This is a genomic window from Pseudomonas sp. KCJK9016, from assembly GCF_046231795.1.
GTDB lineage: Bacteria > Pseudomonadota > Gammaproteobacteria > Pseudomonadales > Pseudomonadaceae > Aquipseudomonas > Aquipseudomonas bananamidigenes.
In genome coordinates this window covers 81,858-103,377 of record NZ_JBJJMM010000010.1, presented here as the reverse complement: position 1 = coordinate 103,377, position 21,520 = coordinate 81,858, and the positions used below count along the sequence as shown (strand labels likewise).

Sequence of the window (21,520 nt, the reverse complement as noted above, 5' to 3'; positions counted from 1 at the left end):
AGCAAAAAGTGCCTTTTAAACTCGGGTGTTTAAAAGACACCTTCAGACACGCCTCGGAGGCTACGAATCCTTGCGCCATTGCCTACCGCTACGCCAGAATCCGCCGGCTTGTGCGCCTTGGGGGCGGATTCTATTGTGGATCGGTCGCTGACGAATCAGCGATCGGGTTTAGCGACTCGGCTCAATTTAAAGGTGCACCAGCGTTCCAAGCTTCGTTGCGGATCTGTATGTCTGCAATTTCGTTATGGTGGCTGTATGCGGGAGACCCTTGTGGTCTGCCGGGTGCCTTTGACCGGTTCGCTAACCTGCGTACAGCCGCCACCTTCCTGTTTAGCGACTAAATCTGGCGGCTCCACCCCAAAGGAGCTTCACCATGATCAAACCCACACCCAATCCACCCGAAACCGACCCCGCCTCGCCCTACGAATCCCTCGACTCCAGAAAGCTTCACGAAGCCGCCGACCGCGCCCTCGATCACTATTTCTGCCCACCCGGCTCTACGCCACCACCGCGCAAGACCCGCAGAATGTATGCCGTCACCGCAGACTTCAAAAACGAAGAGCTGCTGGTCGAACTCTGCGAAACCCTCGCTTCCGCCAGAGCCATCGCCAATGACTTCGCCCACCTCATGCCCGCCTCGCAGCGCAGGACATTGATGGGCATCGGGCAACTGATCATGCTCGGGGAACTGGCAGCGAATCGGGTGCTGAATAATCTGGAACTGACGCCGTCGCAGACCTCTGTGTAAAGGCTTGAGAAATGCGTCGTGGTGGTTGACGCTTTCGCGGGCCCGCTCGCAAAAAAACCGCCACCGAATTCAATCGGCGGCGGCTTTATTCATTTCCCTATCGAGTCGGCCCCTCATCACTGCGCTGTGAGTATCCTTTGTGGCGGAATCTCGCCGAACTCGAGTTGCGCACCGATCATGTACAACGTCCCACGTAACAATTGCACACCCTCGACCTCTACCGAGTCTTCGTGGGCATAGCCCAATACCACTTTGGTTTCCGGCGATTTGAACTCGGGGAATTCAACATCACTCTCCAACAGGTTGAGTGCCCACTGGAAATAAATCAGCGGCAAATCAGCAATGCGGATCTCGCGACCGTCCCCCCAACGAAAGTCTGTACGCGCGGTAATCTGCAGTTGTCCATCGACGACCTCGAAATGCGGCTTGGCGTAACGTTTTTCCAAGCCTCCACTAGACCATTGATCCATGTAGAACTCTGGATGCGCGAAGACTTTGAACAATGTCGGGTTGTTGGTGATTTTCCCCGCCGAATCAAAGAAATAATTGTAGGCATAGTGGTAGGCCGTACCGTCCAGTTCTGGGCGGATGGCGTTTACCGGATGATTCAGATAGCCGGGTATGAACTGATCGGCCATGACTTTGAAATTCAGGAAATCAAGATTCATTCTAAAAACTACGACATAGCCAATAGCCTTTTCAGAAGAATTCTCTTCCAATCGCCCCGAGACAAACTCGAGATTCATACCCGAAAGTTTTCTATACAGACGCTCTACCATGATGACCACCCCTGACCAGTCCTGAGCATCTCGAACGCTTCAGACACATGCCCGAGAGCGCTAACGACGAGACCTCCAAAGGGAACATTCCCGCCGCCATGAATGCGCCGATAGCCCATCGCCGTCTACTGTCAGAACTGTCAGGTATGGATGTTTTTCAGACGAGCTGCCGAGTCAGGAATCGCGCCGCAGATCCGGCGGGATCGGCAGGTCGTCCTTGAGCGGTTCCGGGAACTTGCCCTTGCCCGCGCGGTGCTGGCGGATCTGGTAGACGTAAGCCAGTACCTGAGCGACCGCCAGGTACAGGCCGCCGGGAATCTCTTCTTCCAGCTCGGTGGAGTAGTAGATCGAACGCGCCAGGGCCGGCGACTCCAGGAGCATGACTTCGTTGGCGGTGGCGATCTCGCGGATCTTCAGCGCCAGGAAGTCGGTCCCCTTGGCCAGCAGCACCGGCGCCCCGCCTTTCTCCGAATCGTACTTGAGCGCCACGGCGTAGTGGGTCGGGTTGGTGATGACCACGTCGGCCTCGGGGATCGCCGCCATCATCCGCCGTTGCGACATCTCGCGCTGCACCTGACGGATCCGCTGCTTGACCTCCGGCCGGCCTTCCTGGTCCTTGTGCTCGTCGCGCACTTCCTGCTTGGTCATCTTGAGCTTCTTGATGCTTTCCCAGATCTGCACAGGAACATCGACGGCCGCGATGATGATCAACCCGCACGCCATCCACAGGGTGCTCCAGCCCACCACCTGCAGGCTGTGAATGATGGCCCGGTCCATCGGCTCATGGGCGATGCGCAACAGGTCGTCGACATCCCCGGACAACACCACCAGCGCCACGGCCAGAATGATCAGGAATTTGGCCAATGCCTTGAGCAACTCGATCACCGACTTCGCGGAGAACATGCGCTTGAGACCGGACAACGGGTTCATCCGGCTGAACTTGGGCGCCAGAGAACCCGCCGCGAACAACCAGCCGCCGAGGGCGATCGGCCCCAGAAACGCAGCCAGCAGCAACGTGATCATGATCGGCTGGATCGCCAGCAGCGCCGACAGCCCGGAGCTCATCAGGAACCGGCCCATGGCGCCCTGATCCATGACGACTTCCCGCGACAGCGTGAAATTCACGCGCATCAGCTCCATCAGGTCCTGCGCCAGCATGCCGCCAAAAATCAGCAGCGCTCCGGAGCCGGCCAGCATGATCGCCAGCGTGTTGAGTTCCTTTGAGCGCGCAATCTCACCTTTTTCCCGGGAGTCCTTCTTGCGCTTCTCCGTGGGGTCTTCTGTCTTGTCCTGACCGCTCTCGCTCTCTGCCATGACTCAGCGCGCCTGTGCCAGTTCGCGTAACAACTGCAGGGCCTCGACGGCCAGCGGCTGATACTGGTTGAGAATGTCCGCCAGACCGACCCAGACAATGAACAGGCCGAGCACGAGGGTCAGCGGGAAACCGATGGAGAAGATGTTCAGTTGCGGCGCCGCGCGCGTCATCACACCGAACGCAATGTTGACCACCAGCAGCGCGGTGACCGCCGGCAGCACCAGCATCAATGCCGCGCCGAGCACCCAGCCGAGCTTGCCGGCCAGCTCCCAGTAGTGCGCCGTCATCAGACCGGCACCGACCGGCAGCGTGGTAAAGCTCTCGGTGAGTACTTCGAACACCACCAGATGCCCGTTCATGCCGAGGAACAGCAGCGTTACCAGCATGGTGAAGAACTGCCCGATCACCGCCACCGACACGCCGTTGGTGGGGTCGATCATCGAGGCGAAACCCATGCCCATTTGAATCGCGACGATCTGCCCCGCGATCACGAAGGCCTGGAAGAACAGTTGCAGGGAGAACCCGAGCACCGCCCCGACCAGAATCTGCTCGGCAATCATCAGCAGTCCGCTGAGGTCGAGAGGACTGACCGCTGGCATGGGCGGCAGGTTAGGCGAAATCACCACGGTGATCGCCAGGGCGAGGTACAGACGGATGCGTTTGGGGACCAGCGTGGTGCCGAAAACCGGCATCACCATCAGCATGGAGCCGATGCGAAACAGCGGCAGCATGAACGTCGCCACCCAGGTGCTGATCTGGGCGTCGGTCAACTGAAGCAGCGACTGCATGGCCTAGCCGATGACCAGCGGAATGTTTTTGTACAGCTGGATGATGTATTCCATGAAGGTCTGGATGATCCACGGACCGCCGACGATCAGGGTCACCAGCATCACCAGCAGACGCGGCAGAAAGCTCAGGGTCTGTTCGTTGATCTGCGTCGCCGCCTGGAACATCGATACGAGCAGGCCCACCAGAAGACTCGGGACCACCAGGATCGCGACCATCATCGTGGTCAGCCACAAGGCCTCGCGAAAGATGTCGACCGCTACTTCTGGGGTCATGGCGAAACACCTCCGAAACTGCTGGCCAGGGTGCCGATGATCAACGCCCATCCATCAACCAGCACGAACAGCATGATCTTGAACGGCAGGGAAATGATCAGCGGCGAGAGCATCATCATACCCATCGCCATCAGCACACTGGCCACGACCAGGTCGATGATCAGGAACGGGATGAAGATCATGAAGCCGATCTGGAACGCGGTTTTCAGCTCGGACGTGACGAAGGCCGGCACCAGAATGGTCAGTGGCGCCTGATCCGGTGTCGCGATATCGGTGCGCTTGGACAGACGCATGAACAACTCAAGATCGCTGGAGCGGGTCTGCGCGAGCATGAAGTCCTTGATCGGCACCTGAGCCTTTTCCACCGCTTGCTGCGCGGTAAGTTTCTCTGCCAGATACGGCTGCAGGGCGTCGTTGTTCACCCGGTCGAATACCGGCGCCATGATGAACAGGGTCAGGAACAGCGCCATGCCGGTGAGGATCTGGTTCGACGGTGTCTGCTGCAGGCCGAGGGCCTGACGCAGGATCGAGAACACGATGATGATCCGGGTGAAGCTGGTCATCAGAATGACGGCGGCCGGGATGAAACTCAGCGCCGTCATGATCAGCAGGATCTGCAGGCTGACCGAATACTCCTGCGCACCGTTGGCGTTGGTGCCCAGAGTGACCGCCGGGATCGACAACGGATCGGCGGCGAACGCCAGTGGCGCGGCCAACATCAAGGCCAGGGTCAAGACGATGCGCAACGCGCCCATTACTTCGTATCCTTCTGATCCTTGCCCAGGATCTTCAACAGATGCTGGGCAAACTCCGGAGTCGCTTTCTCGGATGTAGCCGGGACGTCTACCGGCTCCTTGAGCACATGCAGCGCGGTGATGGTGCCCGGGCTTAGCCCCAGCAGGATCTGCTCGTTGCCGACCTGAACCAGCAGCAGACGGTCACGGGGACCGAGCGCACGGGAACCGATCAGCTCGATCACCTGCCCCTTGCCCGCCGGCCCCGCGTTCTGCACCCGACGCAGCAGCCAGGCGAGGAAGAAGATCAGCCCCACCACCAGCAACAGACCGAACACCAACTGCGTCAATTGCCCGGCGACGCCGCTGTTGACTGCCGGGGCTACCGCCGGAGCAGCCGGAGCGACCGCAGCTGTCGCCGCAGGTTCAGCGGCCATGACCATCAATGGCAGCGCCAGCACGGCGGCCAGCAAGGAGCACAGAACCTTTTTCACTCAGCGCAGCTTCTTGATGCGTTCGCTTGGGCTGATCACGTCGGTCAGGCGGATGCCGAACTTCTCGTTGACCACCACCACTTCACCGTGAGCGATGAGGGTGCCGTTGACCAGCACATCCAGCGGCTCACCGGCCAGACGATCGAGCTCGATCACCGAACCCTGGTTCAGTTGCAACAGGTTACGAATGTTGATGTCGGTGCTGCCCACTTCCATCGAGATCGACACCGGGATGTCGAGGATCACGTCCAGATTCGGACCGTCCAGACTCACGGGTTCGTTGCTCTTCGGCACACTGCCGAACTCTTCCATCGGCAGACGGTTGGAGCTCGAAACGCCAGCGTCGGCGGCGAGCAGCGCGTCGATGTCGGCCTGCCCGGCTTCACCGGTTTCTTCCAGGGCGGCAGCCCACTCATCGGCCAGTGCCTGATCGTCCTGGGCGTTCATTTCGTCGTTCATCATTTGTCCTCGGCGGGCAACAATTCAGTTAAAGGCGTAAGGGGTGTGGCGCCGCTTCAGCGGCGCTCGATCGGCTCGATGACCTGCAACGCGAGGTTGCCTTTGTGCGAGCCCATCTTGACCTTGAAGGCCGGCACGCCGTTGGCGCGCATGATCATGTCTTCCGGCATTTCGACCGGGATCACGTCACCCGGCTGCATGTGCAGGATGTCGCGCAGTTTCAACTGGCGGCGAGCCACGGTGGCGCCGATCGGCACGTCGACATCCAGCACGTCCTGGCGCAGGGCGTTGACCCAGCGCTCGTCCTGGTCGTCGAGGTCCGACTGGAAACCGGCGTCGAGCATTTCACGCACCGGCTCGATCATCGAGTACGGCATGGTCACGTGCAGGTCGCCGCCACCGCCATCGAGTTCGATGTGGAACGTGGAAACCACGATCGCTTCGCTCGGGCCGACGATGTTGGCCATGGCAGGGTTCACTTCCGAGTTGATGTACTCGAAGTTGACTTCCATGATCGCCTGCCAGGCTTCTTTCAGATCGACGAACGCCTGCTCCAGCACCATGCGTACCACACGCAGTTCGGTCGGGGTGAATTCACGCCCTTCGATCTTGGCGTGACGGCCGTCGCCGCCGAAGAAGTTGTCCACCAGTTTGAACACCAGCTTGGCGTCCAGGATGAACAGCGCGGTGCCGCGCAGGGGTTTGATCTTGACCAGGTTCAGACTGGTCGGCACGTACAGCGAGTGCACGTATTCGCCGAACTTCATCACCTGCACGCCACCGACGGCAACGTCCGCCGAGCGGCGCAGCATGTTGAACATGCTGATGCGGGTATAACGGGCAAAACGCTCGTTGATCATCTCCAGAGTCGGCATGCGTCCACGGACGATGCGATCCTGGCTGGTCAGGTCGTAGCTTTTGACACTGCCGGGTTCGGCAGCGTTATCGGTCTGTACCAGACCATCGTCGACACCATGCAACAGCGCGTCGATTTCATCCTGGGACAGCAGATCCTGCACGGCCATGTCGTGTTCCTACTGCAATACGAAATTAGTGAAAAGCAACTGTTCGATCACCACTTTGCCCAGCTCTTTCTGCGCCACTTCCTGGACGCTGGCCGTGGCTTTCTGGCGCAGCATCTCCTGGCCGACCGGGGTTGCCAGCGTGGCGAAGTCCTGACCGGAGAAGAGCATCACCAGGTTGTTGCGGATCACCGGCATGTGCACTTTGAGCGCGTCCAGATCGGCCTGGTTGCGCGCCAGCATGGTGATGCTCACTTGCATGTAGCGCTGACGACCGTTCTGGTTGTAATTGGCCACGAAGGCCGGTGCCATCGGCTCGAAAATCGCCGGCTGCTTGCCGACCGGAGCGGTTTCCACGGCAGCCGCAGGCTTGCTCTGGGCGCTGTGCATAAAGAACCAGGTCGCCCCCACAGACGCGCCGATGGCCAGCAGCAACCCCAGCACGATCGCAATGATCATCTTGAGTTTGCCTTTGGTTGCGGGGTCTTTTACTGCTGCTGCTTCGCTCTTCGCCATGCCAATAATCCGTCACTAATCGGGTTTTCACAGTCGCACGGCAAGGCAAGAGCAAGTGTTATGCCAGAAGTGTCGGAGCGTATGGGAGAGCCCCAAACCAATGTGGGAGCGAACCTGCTCGCGAATGAGTCATAACAGTCGACATTAATGTTGAATGTTAAATCGCATTCGCGAGCAGGCTCGCTCCCACAGGGGATGTTGCGTTGTATCAGGCGTAGTAGTCGACGGCGCTGGAGCCGATCACCTGGGTGGTTTGAGCCGCGGCTTCAGCCACGGCCGCAGACGTCAACTCTTCTTCCGAGGAGTCCAGGCGACCACCAGCGGCACTGGTGCGCCCCGTCTGCTGCTGCGCCTGTTCCTGGCCCTGGCCCTGGCCCTGCCAGCCACGGTTCTGGTCGGAAACATTGACATCGACCTGGCCCATGCCCTGCTGGGTGAACATGTCACGCAGGCGATGCATCTGACCGTCGAGCGCTTCGCGCACGCTCGGGTGAGCGCTCATGAACGTCACCTGGGTCTGCTGGTCCGGCACCATGTTCACACGAATATCAAGACGTCCCAGCTCGGCCGGCTGCAACTGGATATCCGCAGCCTTCAGGTTGTTGCTCGACAGGTACATGACGCGGTTGACCACTTCCTCGGTCCAGCCGTTCTGATGCATGGCGATCGGCTGGTTCACCGGTACGGCGTTGGCGGTTTTCGGAGTGGCCGCCTGAGTCAGTGCCGCCAGACGGTTGGCGAAATCATCCACGCGGGTATCGCTGGTGGCGGACTTCAAGTCTTTCAGACCCTCATCGATCAGGCCACTGAAGGCCTTTTCACCGCCCTGGCTGGTGCTGTCCTTGTCAGCCTGCACATCCAGCATGCTGGCCATGCCGGCAGCAAACGTCTGCGCCGAAGTCAGGTCGCCATCGGCCTGGACCTGGGCAGACGCCGCCTTGGGTTGCGACTGGCTGGAAGCGGAAATGTGACCACTCTGCTCCATCGCCATGCGCAGCACCGGCAGCGCATCGAGCGGATCGGCCTCGGGATCGAAATCACTGTCAATGGCTGGAGCCGGAGCGGTGGCCGCAGCCGGCAATGCCGCAACCGCCGGAGCCGGGGTCTCGGGCTTCACCGGAGCCTCGACCACGGGGGCCGCCACCACCGGCGGCGTGACCACCGGTTGCACGACCTGCATCAGCGCCGGATCAAGCGTCGGATCCACCACAGGGGTGGTATCAGCCACCGGAGCGGCCGGGGTGTCCGAGGTATCGTCGCTGCCGGCGACCTTGTCATCCGCAGGCGTCGACGACGTGTTGTCGGCGGGCAAGGCTTTGCCGCTATCGGCAACCGTCGGCGCGGGGGCGGCAGACTGATCCTTGCCGGCATCCTTGTTGCCGACGCTGCCAACATCCTTGTCACGTGCGGGTTTGGGCGAGTTGTCGATCGTCACGGCAGGCTTGTTCTGCCCTTGATCGGCGAACACCTGAGCGAAGCTGGAAGCCTTGTCCCCGGGCCCTGCGGCCACCGCAGACGATTTGGCGGAGGCGGTTTGCGCCTTGGCCTGGGCGGCGGCCTGAAGAAGAATGTTAGGGGTTGCAGGCATGGCACGGTCTCCGCTGCACTGGGATCGTAGGTACAGATGAACGAGATGACTGCAAGTGCCGGGCCAGTTTTGTCCGGAACCTGACAAAAGCGCCGGACGGACGACTCAATGGGCAGGTGAGCGCTGTCGCTCGGCTTCATAGACGGGGCGCACATCCGCGAATTCGTCGTGGATTTCAGCCACCAGCTTGAGGATTTCGGAGGGGCTCTTGTCTCTGGCGTGCTGCTCCAGTTCCTGACAAAGCGCGGCCAGACGAGTCGCGCCCATGTTGCTGCTGCTGCCCTTGAAACTATGGGCCACCGACGACAACGCATCGGCATCTGCTGTTTTCTGCAATTCGCGCAGGCGGGCCTCGGAATCGGCCAGGAAGGTATCCAGCAATTCCGGATAGCCATTCTCCATGACTTCTTGCAACGCGCTCAGCACGTCGCGATCAACACAGACATCAGTCACTTGTTCACTCCTTGATCAAGAATCCGTGGATTATGCCAGAGCCTCCCAGAAAAACTCCACGCGAGCACTGCGGCCGTCGTCGGACCAGCTCGGGTTTCTGCCCAATTGCCGGACAAGACTGACACCACGCCCCGACAGACGGACATCGTCCAACGGCCGCGCCATCACCCGCGCCACGTCAAACCCCTTGCCGCTGTCTTCGACCCGCACGACCAGACAACCACCCTCGCCCTCCGGCCGGACCTGCAGATGCACGCGCACATAACCATCCTGCAAGGCATCCAGACGCCTGTTGCGCTGTTCATAATACCGCGCGAACCCCGCGGCATCGCGCTTGAGGCTGGAATCCAGCCCGAGCACGCCGTGCTCCAGCGCATTGGAGTAAAGCTCGGCCAGCACGCTGTACAACGCTCCGCTCTGGCTGCGCAGGCCGTGTACCTCCAGCAGCAATTGCAACAGATACGGCAACGGATTGAAGCGTTTGAGCGTGGCACCGCGAAATTCGAAACTCACCGACCAGTCCAGCGGGCAGGACTGACCGCTGTCGGAATACACCGGAGCCGGTGGATTGACTTGCGCCACGTCCAGCAGACTGACTTCGAGCATGCTCACATCGTCCCGGGCTTCGCCGCGAAAATCCTGCAAGGCCTGCTCGATTTCGGCGAACAGGCGGTCCGGCTGGCGATTGTCGGCAAACACCCGCTGCAGGCGCTCGACGCCAAACAGCTGATCGTTGGCATCGCACGTATCGATCACACCATCGGACAGCAGAAAAACGCGGTCACCCACTGCCATCGAGAAGACCTCGGTGCGATCATCGAATGCCTGAGGAGTCAGCACTCCCAGCGGCAGATGCCGCGCCGCCAGCGGCACCCGCTCCCCCGTGGCGATGCGATGCAGATAACCATCAGGCATGCCGCCGTTCCAGATTTCCACGCTGCGGCGCTGAAAGCTCAGGCACAGCAGCGTGGCACAACAGAACATGTCCACCGGCAGAATACGCTTGAGCTTGGCGTTCATCTCCCGCAGGGTCTCGGCCAGGCCATAACCCTTGGCCGTCATGCCATAGAACACTTCCGCCAGCGGCATGGCGCCCACGGCCGCCGGCAGGCCGTGGCCGGTGAAATCCCCGAGCAACACGTGCATGTCGCCCGCAGGCGTATAGGCCGCCAGCAACAGATCGCCGTTGAACAACGCGTACGGCGATTGCAGGTAACGAATGTTTGGCGCACTGAGGCAACCGGAATGCGCGACCTTGTCGAACACGGCCTTGGCAACCCGCTGCTCGTTGAGCAGGTAATCGTGATGCCGAGCGATCAGGTCACGCTGCTGCAAAACCGTGGCCTGCAGACGCCGCAAGCGGTCCATCGCCTTGATTTTGGCGGACAGGATCACCTGGTTGTAAGGCTTCGCCAGAAAATCGTCGCCACCGGCCTCCAGACAGCGCGCCAAGGCCTCGCTTTCGGTCAGCGACGTGAGGAAGATGATCGGTACCAGGTTTTCACCCGCCAGCACCTTGATCTGCCGCGCCGCTTCAAAGCCATCCATGACCGGCATCATGGCGTCCATCAGCACCAGATGCGGCTGCTGGCCGGCAAATACCTCGACCGCTTCGGCGCCATTGGCGGCGGTCAGAACGGCATGCCCCTGACGGCGGACAATGGTCGACAACAGCAGCCGGTCAGCGGCACTGTCTTCGGCAATCAGGATCGTCAGCGGCTCCTGCGGCTGCATGGCCGTCAACTGATGTCGAACAGTTTGTCGAAATTGGAAATGGCGAGGATCTTGCGCACATCCGAATTGCTGTTGACCACGCGCACGTCCGATTCGTCGCCACCAGCGTGATCACGCAACAGAAGCAGCATGCCCAGGGCCGAGCTGTCGAGGTAAGTGGCGTCCTTCAGATCCACCACGATGGAATCGGGTTTCCTGTCGAGCCGCTCGTAAGACTCGCGAAACTCCTGATGGCGACCGAAATCGAATCGCCCCTTGATCGAGATCGTCAGTTTTTGGCCATCGGGAGAGACTTCTGTAACGACTGACATGTACTGGCTTCCTTGTCATTGACGGACGTGTACAAGGTTTAGCACTTGCAGGGGCCATGAGCAAGGCGGGAAAACGCCGGCAAATGTCAGAGATCCGCCCGTCAATAAACGTCGCGACGCGGCAGGCGCTGTGACAGTTCATCCAGCAGCTTTTGCTCGCGCTTGTCTTCAGCCCGTTGAGCTTCGTCACGGTAACGTTGTACGAGTTTGCGCAAGCCTTCGACCCGGGCGAACGCCTGTTGCCAGGCCTCACGGGCCTTGTCCAGGTTGTTCTGGTGCCACTGCAGGCTTTGTCGCTGCTGGTCGACCGCCGTATCGAGCTGGGTCAGAAAGCCCTGAAACCCGAGCAGCCACTGCCCGGTCACGCCGGTGCTGCCGCGCACGATCCATTGCTCGGAATAATCCAGACGAAAGGCATGCAGGTCGGCGAGCTTGCTCTCGGCCACCTTCACCTGCCCCTGGAAATACCCGAGGCGCTGCACGGCGGTTTTCTCTGCCTTCTCGGCCATTTCCACCACCGGTGCCAGACGCGCGGCGCGGCTCAGGGCCATGGCCGGTTACCCGCCGGTCGCAGGGGCGAGGATGGTTTCGAGGTACGCCTCGCTTTCGCCCAGGCTGATGCTTTCGTTCAGACCCTGGCGCAGATATCTGACCAGCTGCGGTTGCAGACTGATGGCAAGGTCAGTTTCGCGATCCCCACCGGCAACATAAGCGCCGACGCTGATCAGGTCGCGACTCTGCTGATAACGGGACCACAACTGCTTGAAGAACTGTGCCCGGGTCATATGAGCCGGCGGCACCACGGCCGGCATCACCCGGCTGATCGAGGCTTCGATGTCGATGGCCGGGTAGTGACCTTCTTCGGCCAGACGCCGGGACAACACGATGTGGCCGTCGAGCACGCCCCGCGCCGAGTCGGCAATCGGATCCTGCTGGTCATCGCCCTCGGACAGTACGGTATAAAACGCTGTGATCGAGCCCCCACCCTTCTCCGCGTTACCGGCGCGCTCCACCAGTTTCGGCAGTTTGGCGAACACGGATGGCGGATAACCCTTGGTGGCCGGCGGTTCGCCAATGGCCAGGGCGATTTCCCGCTGGGCCTGGGCAAAACGAGTCAGGGAATCCATCAGCAACAGGACATTCTTGCCCTTGTCGCGGAAATACTCGGCGATGCGCGTGCAGTACATTGCCGCGCGCAGACGCATCAGTGGCGCGTCGTCCGCCGGTGATGCGACCACCACGGAACGCTTGAGGCCTTCTTCACCGAGGATGTGCTCGATGAACTCTTTGACTTCTCGTCCCCGCTCACCGATCAGACCGACGACGATGATGTCGGCCTCGGTGAAGCGAGTCATCATGCCCAGCAGGACGGATTTACCGACACCGGTACCGGCGAACAGCCCCAGACGCTGGCCGCGACCAACCGTCAACAAACCGTTGATGCAGCGGATACCGACATCCAGCGGAACGCTGATCGGGTCTCGGTTGAGCGGGTTGATGGTCGGGCCATCCATCGGCACCCAGTCTTCGGCTTTCATGCCGCCCTTGCCGTCCAGCGCCCGCCCGGCGCCATCCAGCACGCGACCGAGCATGCTCATGCCCATCGGCAGACGACCGGTATCGGCCAGCGGTACCACACGGGCACCCGGCGCAATACCGGCAACGCTGCCGACCGGCATCAGGAACACCTTGCTGCCGGAGAAGCCCATGACTTCGGCTTCAACCTGAGAAGGATGGTAGGTGTCGTCATTGATCACCATACAGCGCGTGCCCATGGCGGCGCGCAGACCTTCGGCTTCGAGGGTCAGGCCGACCATGCGCAGCAGGCGCCCCTCAAGAATGGGCGCGCCGGCGATTTCAGTGGCCTCGGCGTAGGTGCTCAGGCGCTTGGCGAAACTGGTGCGTTCAAGGCGCATCGGGGGCGTCCGCGAGCGGCTCGTCAGTGACAGGGGCCGGTTTCGGTGTTTCCGGCAAGTCCAGGCTCAGATCCGGTTCAGCCGGGTGCAGTGCCTGTTCGTGCAACTGATCGAACAGCTTGGCCATGACCTGACCGACACGGGTTTCAATGCTGGCGTCGATCCGGCTGTGATCAGTCTCGACCCGGCAACCGCCCGGCAACAGCGATTCATCCTCGACGATCCGCCAGGTTTCCTCATGGCGTTCGCGCAGCGCTTTGACCTGCTCGAAATCCTGCGGATTGACGTACAGCCTCACATTGCCCACGCCCAGCGGCAACAACTTGAGGGCGTCGCGCATGACGTGCTCGATCTGCGTCGAGTCGATGGCCAGCTCGCGCTGGATGACCTGACGGGCGATGTGCTGCACCAGGTCGACCAGCGACTTCTCGATCTGGGTATCCTGCTCGGCGATGGGCTCGAACAGGTTCGCCATCAATTGCTCGAGGCTGTTGACCTTGGCCGTCAGAACCACTTCGGCTTCCTGGCGCACCTTGAGGGTAGCGCTGTGGAAACCTTCCTTTTCACCGATGGCAAAACCCTCGTTGTAAGCCTCCTGACGGATGCTTTCGAGTTCTTCGAGGGTCAGTGGCTGGACTTCCTCCAGCGGCACTTCTTCCATCTCCGGCGGTTCGGGTTCCGGTTCAGGCTCGGGTTCAGGCGCCGGCGGATCGAAGCTGGGCAAGGCCCAGGTATCGAAGCCACGAACGTCCCGGGCACGGATCAGGTCCGTCACTTCGTCGTCGTTCTTGAGCATGGCGTCAGATCATTTCCTCGCCGCCCTTGCCACCGAGCACGATTTCTCCGGCTTCGGCCATACGGCGGGCGATGGTGAGGATTTCCTTCTGCGCCGTTTCCACGTCGCTGACGCGCACCGGGCCCTTGGCCTCGAGGTCGTCGCGCAGCAGTTCGGCAGCACGCTTGGACATGTTCTTGAAAATCTTCTCCTTGACGCTTTCGTCCGACCCCTTGAGGGCCAGCACCAGCACATCGGAGGACACTTCGCGCAGCAGCGCCTGGATACCGCGGTCGTCGACATCGGCCAGGTTGTTGAACACGAACATGAGGTCTTCGATCTGACCGGACAGGTCTTCGTCGACTTCGCGGATCGAATCCATGAGCTGGCCTTCGATCGAGCTGTCGAGGAAGTTCATGATGTCCGCCGCCCGCTTGATACCACCCAGTGTGGTGCGCGAGGCATTCGAGTTGCCGGAGAACTGCTTCTCGAGGATCTGGTTCAATTCTTTCAGTGCAGCCGGCTGAACGGTGTTCAACGACGAGACGCGCAGGATGATGTCCAGACGCACCTTGTGGTCGAAGTTGCCCAGCACTTCACCGGCCTGATCCGGATCGAGGTACGCGACCACGATCGCCTGGATCTGCGGGTGTTCGTAACGGATCACGTCGGCTACGGCGCGCGGTTCCATCCATTTCAGGCTGTCGAGGCCACTGGTATTGCCCCCCAGCAGGATGCGGTCGATCAGGCCGTTGGCCTTGTCTTCGCCCAGGGCCTGGGTGAGCATTTTGCGCACGTAGTCGTCGGAGCCGACGCCCAGGCTGGTCTGGTCGCCAACGATGTCGACGAACTCGCTCATGACCTGCTCGACCTGCTCACGGTGGACGTTGCCCATCTGGGCCATGGCCACACCGACCCGCTGAACCTCTTTCGGGCCCATGTGGCGCAGCACTTGTGCAGCATCGGTCGAACCCAGGGACAGTAGCAGGATCGCGGCTTTATCGACCCGGGACAGTTTGGCGACGGCGGCTCGGTTATCACTCATCTGCGTTAATCCACTCTTTCACGACCTGGGCCACACGACCCGGGTCTTCTGCCACCAGACTCTTGATTGCGTTCAACTGAGCGTCATAGCCTTCGCTCGGGCTCGGCAGCAGAATGCTGGTCGGGCCGCCAAGGCTGACGCGATCATTGGACAGTTCACCGTCCAGACCGCCCATGCCACCCAGTTCCACGTCACTGCCCAGGCCGGCCAGTTCCTTGCCTTTGCCGCCACCGGTAATGTTGTTGAGCACCGGACGCAGCACGCCGAACACCAGCACCAGGATGAACAACACACCCAGTACCTGTTTGACGATGTCCCAGAACCATGGCTGGGAGTAGAACGGAATGTCGGCAATCACTTCGCCGCGCTCGGCGGAGAACGGCATATTGATCACGCTGACGCTGTCGCCACGGCTGGCATCGAAGCCGACGGCGTCCTGCACCAGACGGGTGAAGCGCGCCAATTCGTCGGCGCTCCATGGCGCACGGGTGGTTTCACCGTTGGCCGGGTTGATCTTGACCTGATCGTCCACCACTACCGACACCGACAGGCGATTCAGGCGACCCTGCTGCTGCTTGGTGTGGCTGATGGAACGGTCGAGTTCGAAGTTCTTGGTGGATTGTTGACGCTTGTCCGCCGGATACGGCGCGAGCATCGGCTGGCCGGTGGCCGGGTCCATGATCTGCTGACCGTTGGCGTCAACCAGCGGCTGGCCTGGCTGGACCATGCCGGTCGAAGCCTGGGCGCCACCAGTGGTCTGCGGTGCAGAAGCCGGCGACGGCGGCTGGTTGCTCAGGGCACCCGGTACGCCTTGCGGGCCATTGCTGGCGGTGCGCTGCTCATTGACCGACTGCTCGCTGCGCAGCGCCGGCTGATCCGGGTTGAACTGCTCGGCGGTAGATTCAACAGCACTGAAATCGATGTCGGCCGACACTTCAGCCTTGTAGCGATCATTGCCCAGAACCGGTTGCAGAATATTGTGCACACGCTGGGTCAGCATGCTTTCCATGCGGCGGCTGTAATCGAACTGCTTGCCGGCCATGGTCATTTCGGCGTTTTCCGCCTGATCCGACAACAGGTTACCCTTCTGGTCGACGACAGTGATCTGCGACTTGCTCAACTCGGGTACGGACGTGGCCACGAGGTTGATGATGGCAACGACCTGGCCGGGCTCCAGCGAACGACCGGAGTACAACTCGACCAGAACCGAAGCGCTTGGCTTGCGCTCGTCACGCACGAATACCGAACTTTTCGGAATCGCCAGATGAACGCGGGCGCCCTTGACGTTGTTCAGGCTGGAAATGGTGCGGGCCAGTTCGCCTTCGAGGCCGCGACGATAGCGAGTCGCTTCCATGAACTGGCTGGTGCCCAGACCCTGTTCCTTGTCGAGGATTTCGAAACCGATGTTGCCGTCGCTGGGAGTGACACCAGCGGCCGCGAGCTTGAGCCGCGCACGGGACAGGTCATCGGCCTTGACCAGCAAGGCGCCGGAATTCGGTTCGACGGTGTAGGGAATGTCGGCGGAGGCCAGGGTATCCATGACCTGCTTGGCGTCCATACCGGCCAGACTGCCGTACAGAGGCCGGTAGTCAGGCTGCTGCGACCACAGCACCACGGCAAAGCCAATCGCCACGCTCGCGGCCAGCCCGACCAACAGGCCTACCTGACGCAGCATGGTCATCTCGGAGAGGTTTTCCAGGAAGGACAGGCCGAACAGCGGCGGTTTGCCGTCTATCGGGGTGGCCTTGGCCGGAACGTTATCGGCGACTGCTTCTGCCATGACTCAATCTCGTCCTTAAACCGGCATCTGCATGATGTCTTGGTACGCCTGAACCAGCTTGTTGCGCACTTGGGTCAGAGCCTGGAACGACACACTGGCCTTCTGCGAGGCAATCATCACGTCCGTCAGATCGACGCCGCTCTTGCCGATTTCGAACGCATTGGCCAATTGGCTCGAGGCCTGCTGGGTATCGTTCACTTTGTTGATGGCCTGACCGAGCATGTCGGAAAAGCTGCTGCCTGCCACTTCAGGGACAGCGGTAGTCGATTTCGGCTTCGACATGGCGTCCATTTGCATGGCCTTCATGTCCATCATCAACCGATTAAATTCAATACCTTGGCTCATGGTCTACTCTCTTGGGCGGCCCGCAATTTTTTGACACTCACTCGGCGGGTACTCAGGTGTTAGCAACAACGGTGCCAGCTCACGGGCACCGCTTGGAGAAATGCATTCTCAAACGTTTGCGACGGCCGTCACGTCGCAAACAGATAACCTTCGACGTCCATCCCGGCATCACGCATCTGTGCCAGTTTGTAGCGCAATGTACGCGGGCTGATGCCGAGCTTTTCGGCAGCTTCCTTGCGCCGGCCGCGCTCGGTACGCAGGGTGTCGATGATCATCTGGAACTCGCGGCGACGCAGGTCGTCGCCCAGGGCACCTGCCGAATCCGCTTCGATCCCGACCTCACGAATGACCGGTGCCACCGGCACTGCCGCAGGCAACGGAGCGAACAGCGCAGGGCCGGAGAGACAGAAATCCTGCGGCTGGATCAGGCCTCCCTGCTGGAGAATCAAGGCCCGCTGGATAGCGTTATCCAGCTCACGCACGTTGCCTGGCCATGGGTAATCGATCAGGCACGTCTGCGCCTCGGGCGAGAACCTCGCCATCGCATGCTTCATTTTATTGACGTATTTGGTCAGAAGGCGCTCGGCCAGCGGCAGGATATCGGCAGTCCGTTCGCGTAGCGGACGCCAGGCCAGCGGAAATACCGACAGACGATAGTAAAGATCTTCCCGGAACCGCCCCGCCGCCACTTCGCCCGCCAGGTCACGGTTGGTGGTGGCAAGGACACGAATGTCGAGAGTGATCGGCTTGCGCGCGCCAACCCGCTCCACTTCACGCTCCTGCAATACCCGCAGCAGCTTGGCCTGCAGGCCGAGAGGCATTTCAGAAATTTCATCGAGCAGAATGGTGCCGCCGTCCGCCTGCTCGAATTTGCCGGGCTGCGCCGCGATGGCGCCGGTGAAGGAGCCCTTTTCATGGCCAAACAGGGTTGCTTCGAGCATGTTGTCAGGGATCGCCGCGCAGTTGATCGCAATGAACGGCTGACCGGCACGATGGGATTGCTGGTGGATGTAGCGCGCCAGCACCTCTTTACCGGTGCCGGACTCACCGGAAATCAGCACGGTGGAATCACTGCGGGCAACCCGAGCGGCCAGATCCAGCAACTGAACACTGGCCGGCTCGACCGCTACCGGCCCCTCCGTGTCGACTGCACCGAGATTGCCCAAGGCGTGCCGCACCACCAGATCCAGCAGCGCTTTAGGCTCGAAAGGCTTGACCAGATAGTCCGCCGCACCCTGACGCATGGCGTCCACCGCTCGCTCGACCGCGCCGTGGGCAGTCATCAGCAGCACCGGCAGTTGCGGCTGACGGGCGCGCAACAGGCCGAGCAACTGGTGACCGTCCATACCCGGCATGTTGACGTCGCTGACCACGAGGCTGAATGCCTCGCACTCCACAGCCTTCAACGCCTCTTCGGCCGAACCCACAGCGTGATAGTCGTGCCCCGCCAGCAGCAACGTATCGGCCAGCGCCTCGCGCAATGAACGGTCATCCTCGACCAGCAGAACCTTGATGCCCATGACCTTCACTCAGCTCCCTGTACAGCGGAAAACATCGGCAGGACGACCTGCGCGCACGTGCCGCGCCCCACTCGCGAACGCAGCTGCAATTCTCCTTGATGCGCCCGGGCCACAGCCTTGACCACGGTCAGCCCCAGGCCAGTGCCGGTGACCTTGGTGGTGAAAAATGGCTCGCCCAGCCGCGCCAGTACCGCCGGCTCGATGCCGCCGCCGTTATCACTCACACACAGACGCAGGCTGCTGCCACGGGTGTAGCAATGCACCTTCAGACGCACGTCACCGCCACTGGCCTGAATGGCGTTTTCGATCAGGTTGAGCAGTGCGCCGACAAGCGTGTCACGATTGCACAGCAACTCGCCCGCATGACTGTCGCACTGCCAGCGAATTGGCAGATCCTGCACATGAGCCAGCGCCGCAGCCTGCAAAGACTGCATCAGCTCATTGGGCGTGAGGCGATCGGTCAAAGGCAGCTCGCCGCGAGCGAAAACCAGCATGTCGCGCACCTGGTGCTCCAGCTCATGCAAACGCTCTTTGAGACGCCCGGCAAAACGTTGCTGAGTGGCGACCGGCAGCGCTTGCTCAGTCAAATGACTGGCATAAAGCAGCGCAGCGGAAAGCGGCGTGCGAATCTGATGGGCCAAGGAGGCAACCATCCGCCCCAACGATGAGAGACGTTCGTGGCGAGCGAGCTGATCCTGCAAATGACGGGTTTCAGTCAGGTCGTTGAGCAGCACAAGCTGCCCCGGCTCGGCATCCAGCGAGCGGGTGGCGATCGACAGGCGTCGACCGTTTTTAAGAGAGATTTCATGACCGTCATCTTCACGAGGCGCGAAGCAGCGGGTAATGACATGACGCCACAGCTCGCCCTCGAGCGGCAAGCCGAGCAATTCGACAGCGGCGGGATTGGCCTCGCACACGATCCCGTGCCCGTCGATGACGATCACACCACCCGGCAACAGGTCGAGGAGGTTTTGCAAACGGTTGGCCAACCGCTCCTTTTCCGCCAACTCCTGCATGCGCTGAGCGCTGACGACGGCAAGCTCACCCTTGAGTTCGGTGACCCGAGCCTCAAGCATGCTGTAGGAATCGGTGAGTTGACTGGACATCTGATTGAACAGCGCAAACGCCTGCTCAAGCCCCTGCCGACTGGCCTGCTCTACGGACGGCAGTGGCCCCGAGGATTCGGGAACAGAAGACATCTGGGAGGCTTGGGGCATTGTGCTCTCTCGCTTGGCTGACCGTCAGTGAAACGGAACGTTGCGAGGGACGTAGCAATACCCGTGCCTAAAAAAAACCGCTTATAAATGAAGCAGTTGAAAAACAGGCGTCAATCATCCGCCTGTTCATCACCTTCACGCCGGCTCATGCCGTACTTGCGCATCTTTTCCACAAGCGTGGTGCGTCGAATGCGCAGACGCTCGGCAGCCCGAGCCACGATACCGTTGGCATCATCCAGCGCCTGCTGGATCAGCCCCTGCTCCAGACCACCGAGGTAGTCCTTCAGATCCAGGCCTTCCGGCGGCAGCATGGCGTTGGCGGTGAAGTCCGGCGTATGACCGTTGATTGCCACACGCTCTTCCAGATCGCTGCGCAGACTGTCGACCATTTGCTCGTCTTCGTCGTCGACGTAGCGGAACTTCTTCGGCAGTTCGACCACACCAATCACCCCGTATGGATGCATGATCGCCATGCGCTCCACCAGGTTGGCCAGCTCGCGGACGTTGCCCGGCCAGCCGTGACGGCACAGGGACATGATGGCGGCGGAATTGAAACGGATGGAGCCGCGCTTCTCGTGCTCCATCCGCGAAATCAGCTCGTTCATCAGCAGCGGAATGTCTTCGACACGCTCGCGCAAAGGCGCCATCTCGATCGGGAACACGTTCAGGCGATAGTAGAGGTCTTCGCGGAAAGTGCCGATCTCGATCATGCTTTCGAGATTCTTGTGGGTTGCGGCAATGATGCGCACATCGACGCTCTGGGTCTTGTTGCTACCCACGCGCTCAAAGGTCCGCTCTTGCAGCACGCGCAGCAGCTTGACCTGCATCGGCAGCGGCATGTCGCCGATTTCGTCGAGGAACAATGTGCCGCCGTTGGCCAGCTCGAAACGGCCGGCACGGCTGGTGATCGCGCCGGTGAAGGCACCCTTCTCGTGGCCGAACAGCTCGCTCTCCAGCAGCTCCGCCGGAATCGCACCACAGTTGACCGGCACGAACGGCGCGTCACGACGCTTGGAATGGTAATGCAGGTTTCGCGCAACCACTTCCTTGCCGGTGCCGGACTCGCCGAGGATCAACACACTGGCGTCGGTGTCGGCCACCTGCTGCATCATCTGGCGCACATGCTGGATCGCCCGACTGGTGCCGACGAGACTGCGGAACAGGTTGGGTTCGCGATGACGGCCGCGCTCACGGGCCTGGTCATACATTTCGCGATAGACCTGGGCACGATGCAGGGAATCCAGCAACTTGCTGTAGCTCGGCGGCATTTCCAGCGTCGACAGCACCCGACGGCGCTGGTCTTCGGGCAGGTCCACCGAAGAATTATCGCCCATCAGCAAAACCGGAAGGAACTCATCCCAGGTCGAGAGTGTCTTTAACAGGCCCAAAAGCGCACCAGGAGCATTAACCGTCCCGATCAGTACGCAAATGACCTCACGACTAGACGACAAAGAGCCGACTGCCTGCTGCCAGTCATGGCTTCCGCAGGGTAAATTTTCTTCGCCAAGAAAATTTAAAATCACCGCCAGGTCGCGGCGGCGGACGCTATCGTCATCGATCAGCAGAATTTTGGTTTCACGCCACATGCAATAGCAACTTCCCTAGTCAACTCAATGCCCGAAACGAGGGGCAAGCGAGACGCTTGCAGGACACTTCGTGCCTGTAGACGCCTGAAATCTGAAAACAGCCACTAGTTAAGTCAAAAAAC

At 60.8% G+C, this 21,520-nt stretch carries 23 protein-coding genes; 1 reads left to right on the top strand and 22 read right to left on the bottom strand.

The features are described 5' to 3' along the window. The first annotated feature begins 373 nt into the window (after positions 1-373). Positions 374-748 carry a DUF6124 family protein gene (locus ACK6BI_RS12130; protein ID WP_409317237.1) on the top strand — a complete coding sequence of 125 codons (375 nt, stop codon included), beginning with the start codon at positions 374-376 and terminating at the stop codon, positions 746-748. Between the two features lie 116 nt (positions 749-864). Here ACK6BI_RS12130 and ACK6BI_RS12125 read toward each other — a convergent pair whose 3' ends face one another. The 22 genes from ACK6BI_RS12125 to ACK6BI_RS12020 all read right to left on the bottom strand — a co-directional run bounded on the left by ACK6BI_RS12125 (position 865) and on the right by ACK6BI_RS12020 (position 21,398). Beyond that, the gene (locus ACK6BI_RS12125; protein WP_409317236.1) at positions 865-1,527 is read right to left on the bottom strand and encodes a hypothetical protein; all 663 of its coding nucleotides are present in this window, start codon (positions 1,525-1,527) and stop codon (positions 865-867) included. A 174-nt stretch (positions 1,528-1,701) separates the two neighbouring features. Then, the gene (flhB, locus tag ACK6BI_RS12120) at positions 1,702-2,841 is read right to left on the bottom strand and encodes a flagellar biosynthesis protein FlhB (RefSeq protein ID WP_409317235.1); all 1,140 of its coding nucleotides are present in this window, start codon (positions 2,839-2,841) and stop codon (positions 1,702-1,704) included. Positions 2,842-2,844: 3 nt separating this feature from the next. Further along, positions 2,845-3,630, bottom strand: coding sequence for a flagellar biosynthetic protein FliR (gene fliR, locus ACK6BI_RS12115; protein WP_065260761.1), 786 nt, complete (start codon positions 3,628-3,630; stop codon positions 2,845-2,847). A 3-nt stretch (positions 3,631-3,633) separates the two neighbouring features. Further along, complete coding sequence (gene fliQ, locus ACK6BI_RS12110) at positions 3,634-3,903, bottom strand: flagellar biosynthesis protein FliQ (protein ID WP_085710476.1); 270 nt, start codon at positions 3,901-3,903, stop codon at positions 3,634-3,636. Next, positions 3,900-4,658, bottom strand: coding sequence for a flagellar type III secretion system pore protein FliP (gene fliP, locus ACK6BI_RS12105; protein ID WP_085710474.1), 759 nt, complete (start codon positions 4,656-4,658; stop codon positions 3,900-3,902). Before fliP ends, fliQ begins: the two co-directional genes overlap by 4 nt. Next, entirely contained in the window at positions 4,658-5,080 is a 423-nt protein-coding gene (gene fliO / locus ACK6BI_RS12100; RefSeq protein WP_409317315.1) for a flagellar biosynthetic protein FliO, read from the bottom strand. The genes fliP and fliO overlap by 1 nt, the downstream gene beginning before the upstream one ends. A gap of 51 nt (positions 5,081-5,131) precedes the next feature. After that, complete coding sequence (gene fliN / locus ACK6BI_RS12095) at positions 5,132-5,590, bottom strand: flagellar motor switch protein FliN (protein WP_085710472.1); 459 nt, start codon at positions 5,588-5,590, stop codon at positions 5,132-5,134. A 56-nt stretch (positions 5,591-5,646) separates the two neighbouring features. Next, positions 5,647-6,615: a flagellar motor switch protein FliM gene (gene fliM / locus ACK6BI_RS12090; RefSeq protein ID WP_003222890.1), complete on the bottom strand. Its 969-nt coding sequence runs from the start codon at positions 6,613-6,615 to the stop codon at positions 5,647-5,649. A gap of 9 nt (positions 6,616-6,624) precedes the next feature. Continuing rightward, complete coding sequence (gene fliL, locus ACK6BI_RS12085) at positions 6,625-7,128, bottom strand: flagellar basal body-associated protein FliL (RefSeq protein ID WP_065260765.1); 504 nt, start codon at positions 7,126-7,128, stop codon at positions 6,625-6,627. A gap of 208 nt (positions 7,129-7,336) precedes the next feature. Continuing rightward, entirely contained in the window at positions 7,337-8,716 is a 1,380-nt protein-coding gene (locus ACK6BI_RS12080; protein WP_409317234.1) for a flagellar hook-length control protein FliK, read from the bottom strand. A gap of 105 nt (positions 8,717-8,821) precedes the next feature. After that, on the bottom strand, positions 8,822-9,169 hold the full coding sequence (locus ACK6BI_RS12075) for an Hpt domain-containing protein (protein ID WP_409317233.1): 348 nt from the start codon (positions 9,167-9,169) through the stop codon (positions 8,822-8,824). Positions 9,170-9,199: 30 nt separating this feature from the next. Then, the gene (locus ACK6BI_RS12070; protein WP_409317232.1) at positions 9,200-10,903 is read right to left on the bottom strand and encodes a SpoIIE family protein phosphatase; all 1,704 of its coding nucleotides are present in this window, start codon (positions 10,901-10,903) and stop codon (positions 9,200-9,202) included. Between the two features lie 5 nt (positions 10,904-10,908). Next, complete coding sequence (locus ACK6BI_RS12065; RefSeq protein ID WP_409317231.1) at positions 10,909-11,214, bottom strand: STAS domain-containing protein; 306 nt, start codon at positions 11,212-11,214, stop codon at positions 10,909-10,911. Between the two features lie 101 nt (positions 11,215-11,315). After that, positions 11,316-11,765 carry a flagellar export protein FliJ gene (gene fliJ / locus ACK6BI_RS12060; protein ID WP_065260770.1) on the bottom strand — a complete coding sequence of 150 codons (450 nt, stop codon included), beginning with the start codon at positions 11,763-11,765 and terminating at the stop codon, positions 11,316-11,318. A 6-nt stretch (positions 11,766-11,771) separates the two neighbouring features. Beyond that, the gene (gene fliI, locus ACK6BI_RS12055; RefSeq protein ID WP_065260771.1) at positions 11,772-13,130 is read right to left on the bottom strand and encodes a flagellar protein export ATPase FliI; all 1,359 of its coding nucleotides are present in this window, start codon (positions 13,128-13,130) and stop codon (positions 11,772-11,774) included. Then, on the bottom strand, positions 13,120-13,926 hold the full coding sequence (gene fliH / locus ACK6BI_RS12050; RefSeq protein WP_409317230.1) for a flagellar assembly protein FliH: 807 nt from the start codon (positions 13,924-13,926) through the stop codon (positions 13,120-13,122). Before fliH ends, fliI begins: the two co-directional genes overlap by 11 nt. A 4-nt stretch (positions 13,927-13,930) precedes the next feature. Next, the gene (fliG, locus tag ACK6BI_RS12045) at positions 13,931-14,950 is read right to left on the bottom strand and encodes a flagellar motor switch protein FliG (protein ID WP_065260773.1); all 1,020 of its coding nucleotides are present in this window, start codon (positions 14,948-14,950) and stop codon (positions 13,931-13,933) included. Then, complete coding sequence (gene fliF / locus ACK6BI_RS12040; RefSeq protein ID WP_260522696.1) at positions 14,943-16,730, bottom strand: flagellar basal-body MS-ring/collar protein FliF; 1,788 nt, start codon at positions 16,728-16,730, stop codon at positions 14,943-14,945. Before fliF ends, fliG begins: the two co-directional genes overlap by 8 nt. Positions 16,731-16,745: 15 nt before the next feature. Further along, positions 16,746-17,075 carry a flagellar hook-basal body complex protein FliE gene (gene fliE, locus ACK6BI_RS12035; RefSeq protein ID WP_409317229.1) on the bottom strand — a complete coding sequence of 110 codons (330 nt, stop codon included), beginning with the start codon at positions 17,073-17,075 and terminating at the stop codon, positions 16,746-16,748. Positions 17,076-17,203: 128 nt separating this feature from the next. Beyond that, a complete protein-coding gene (locus ACK6BI_RS12030; protein ID WP_409317228.1) occupies positions 17,204-18,595 on the bottom strand; it encodes a sigma-54-dependent transcriptional regulator in 1,392 nt (463 codons plus the stop codon). Between the two features lie 5 nt (positions 18,596-18,600). After that, on the bottom strand, positions 18,601-19,794 hold the full coding sequence (locus tag ACK6BI_RS12025) for a sensor histidine kinase (RefSeq protein ID WP_409317314.1): 1,194 nt from the start codon (positions 19,792-19,794) through the stop codon (positions 18,601-18,603). Positions 19,795-19,922: 128 nt separating this feature from the next. Further along, on the bottom strand, positions 19,923-21,398 hold the full coding sequence (locus ACK6BI_RS12020; protein ID WP_003222863.1) for a sigma-54 dependent transcriptional regulator: 1,476 nt from the start codon (positions 21,396-21,398) through the stop codon (positions 19,923-19,925). Between the last annotated feature and the right edge of the window lie 122 nt (positions 21,399-21,520).

Coding starts and splice junctions, on each gene's coding strand:
- fliP (WP_085710474.1), bottom strand. CDS start 4,658: ATGGGCGCGTTGCGCATCGTCTTGACCCTGGCCTTGATGTTGGCCGCG.
- fliF (WP_260522696.1), bottom strand. CDS start 16,730: ATGGCAGAAGCAGTCGCCGATAACGTTCCGGCCAAGGCCACCCCGATA.
- flhB (WP_409317235.1), bottom strand. CDS start 2,841: ATGGCAGAGAGCGAGAGCGGTCAGGACAAGACAGAAGACCCCACGGAG.
- fliN (WP_085710472.1), bottom strand. CDS start 5,590: ATGAACGACGAAATGAACGCCCAGGACGATCAGGCACTGGCCGATGAG.
- ACK6BI_RS12025 (WP_409317314.1), bottom strand. CDS start 19,794: ATGTCTTCTGTTCCCGAATCCTCGGGGCCACTGCCGTCCGTAGAGCAG.
- fliL (WP_065260765.1), bottom strand. CDS start 7,128: ATGGCGAAGAGCGAAGCAGCAGCAGTAAAAGACCCCGCAACCAAAGGC.
- ACK6BI_RS12130 (WP_409317237.1), top strand. CDS start 374: ATGATCAAACCCACACCCAATCCACCCGAAACCGACCCCGCCTCGCCC.
- ACK6BI_RS12065 (WP_409317231.1), bottom strand. CDS start 11,214: ATGTCAGTCGTTACAGAAGTCTCTCCCGATGGCCAAAAACTGACGATC.
- fliJ (WP_065260770.1), bottom strand. CDS start 11,765: ATGGCCCTGAGCCGCGCCGCGCGTCTGGCACCGGTGGTGGAAATGGCC.
- fliG (WP_065260773.1), bottom strand. CDS start 14,950: ATGAGTGATAACCGAGCCGCCGTCGCCAAACTGTCCCGGGTCGATAAA.
- fliO (WP_409317315.1), bottom strand. CDS start 5,080: ATGGTCATGGCCGCTGAACCTGCGGCGACAGCTGCGGTCGCTCCGGCT.
- fliE (WP_409317229.1), bottom strand. CDS start 17,075: ATGAGCCAAGGTATTGAATTTAATCGGTTGATGATGGACATGAAGGCC.
- fliQ (WP_085710476.1), bottom strand. CDS start 3,903: ATGACCCCAGAAGTAGCGGTCGACATCTTTCGCGAGGCCTTGTGGCTG.
- fliR (WP_065260761.1), bottom strand. CDS start 3,630: ATGCAGTCGCTGCTTCAGTTGACCGACGCCCAGATCAGCACCTGGGTG.
- ACK6BI_RS12080 (WP_409317234.1), bottom strand. CDS start 8,716: ATGCCTGCAACCCCTAACATTCTTCTTCAGGCCGCCGCCCAGGCCAAG.
- fliH (WP_409317230.1), bottom strand. CDS start 13,926: ATGCTCAAGAACGACGACGAAGTGACGGACCTGATCCGTGCCCGGGAC.
- ACK6BI_RS12030 (WP_409317228.1), bottom strand. CDS start 18,595: ATGGGCATCAAGGTTCTGCTGGTCGAGGATGACCGTTCATTGCGCGAG.
- ACK6BI_RS12020 (WP_003222863.1), bottom strand. CDS start 21,398: ATGTGGCGTGAAACCAAAATTCTGCTGATCGATGACGATAGCGTCCGC.
- ACK6BI_RS12070 (WP_409317232.1), bottom strand. CDS start 10,903: ATGCAGCCGCAGGAGCCGCTGACGATCCTGATTGCCGAAGACAGTGCC.
- ACK6BI_RS12125 (WP_409317236.1), bottom strand. CDS start 1,527: ATGGTAGAGCGTCTGTATAGAAAACTTTCGGGTATGAATCTCGAGTTT.
- fliI (WP_065260771.1), bottom strand. CDS start 13,130: ATGCGCCTTGAACGCACCAGTTTCGCCAAGCGCCTGAGCACCTACGCC.
- fliM (WP_003222890.1), bottom strand. CDS start 6,615: ATGGCCGTGCAGGATCTGCTGTCCCAGGATGAAATCGACGCGCTGTTG.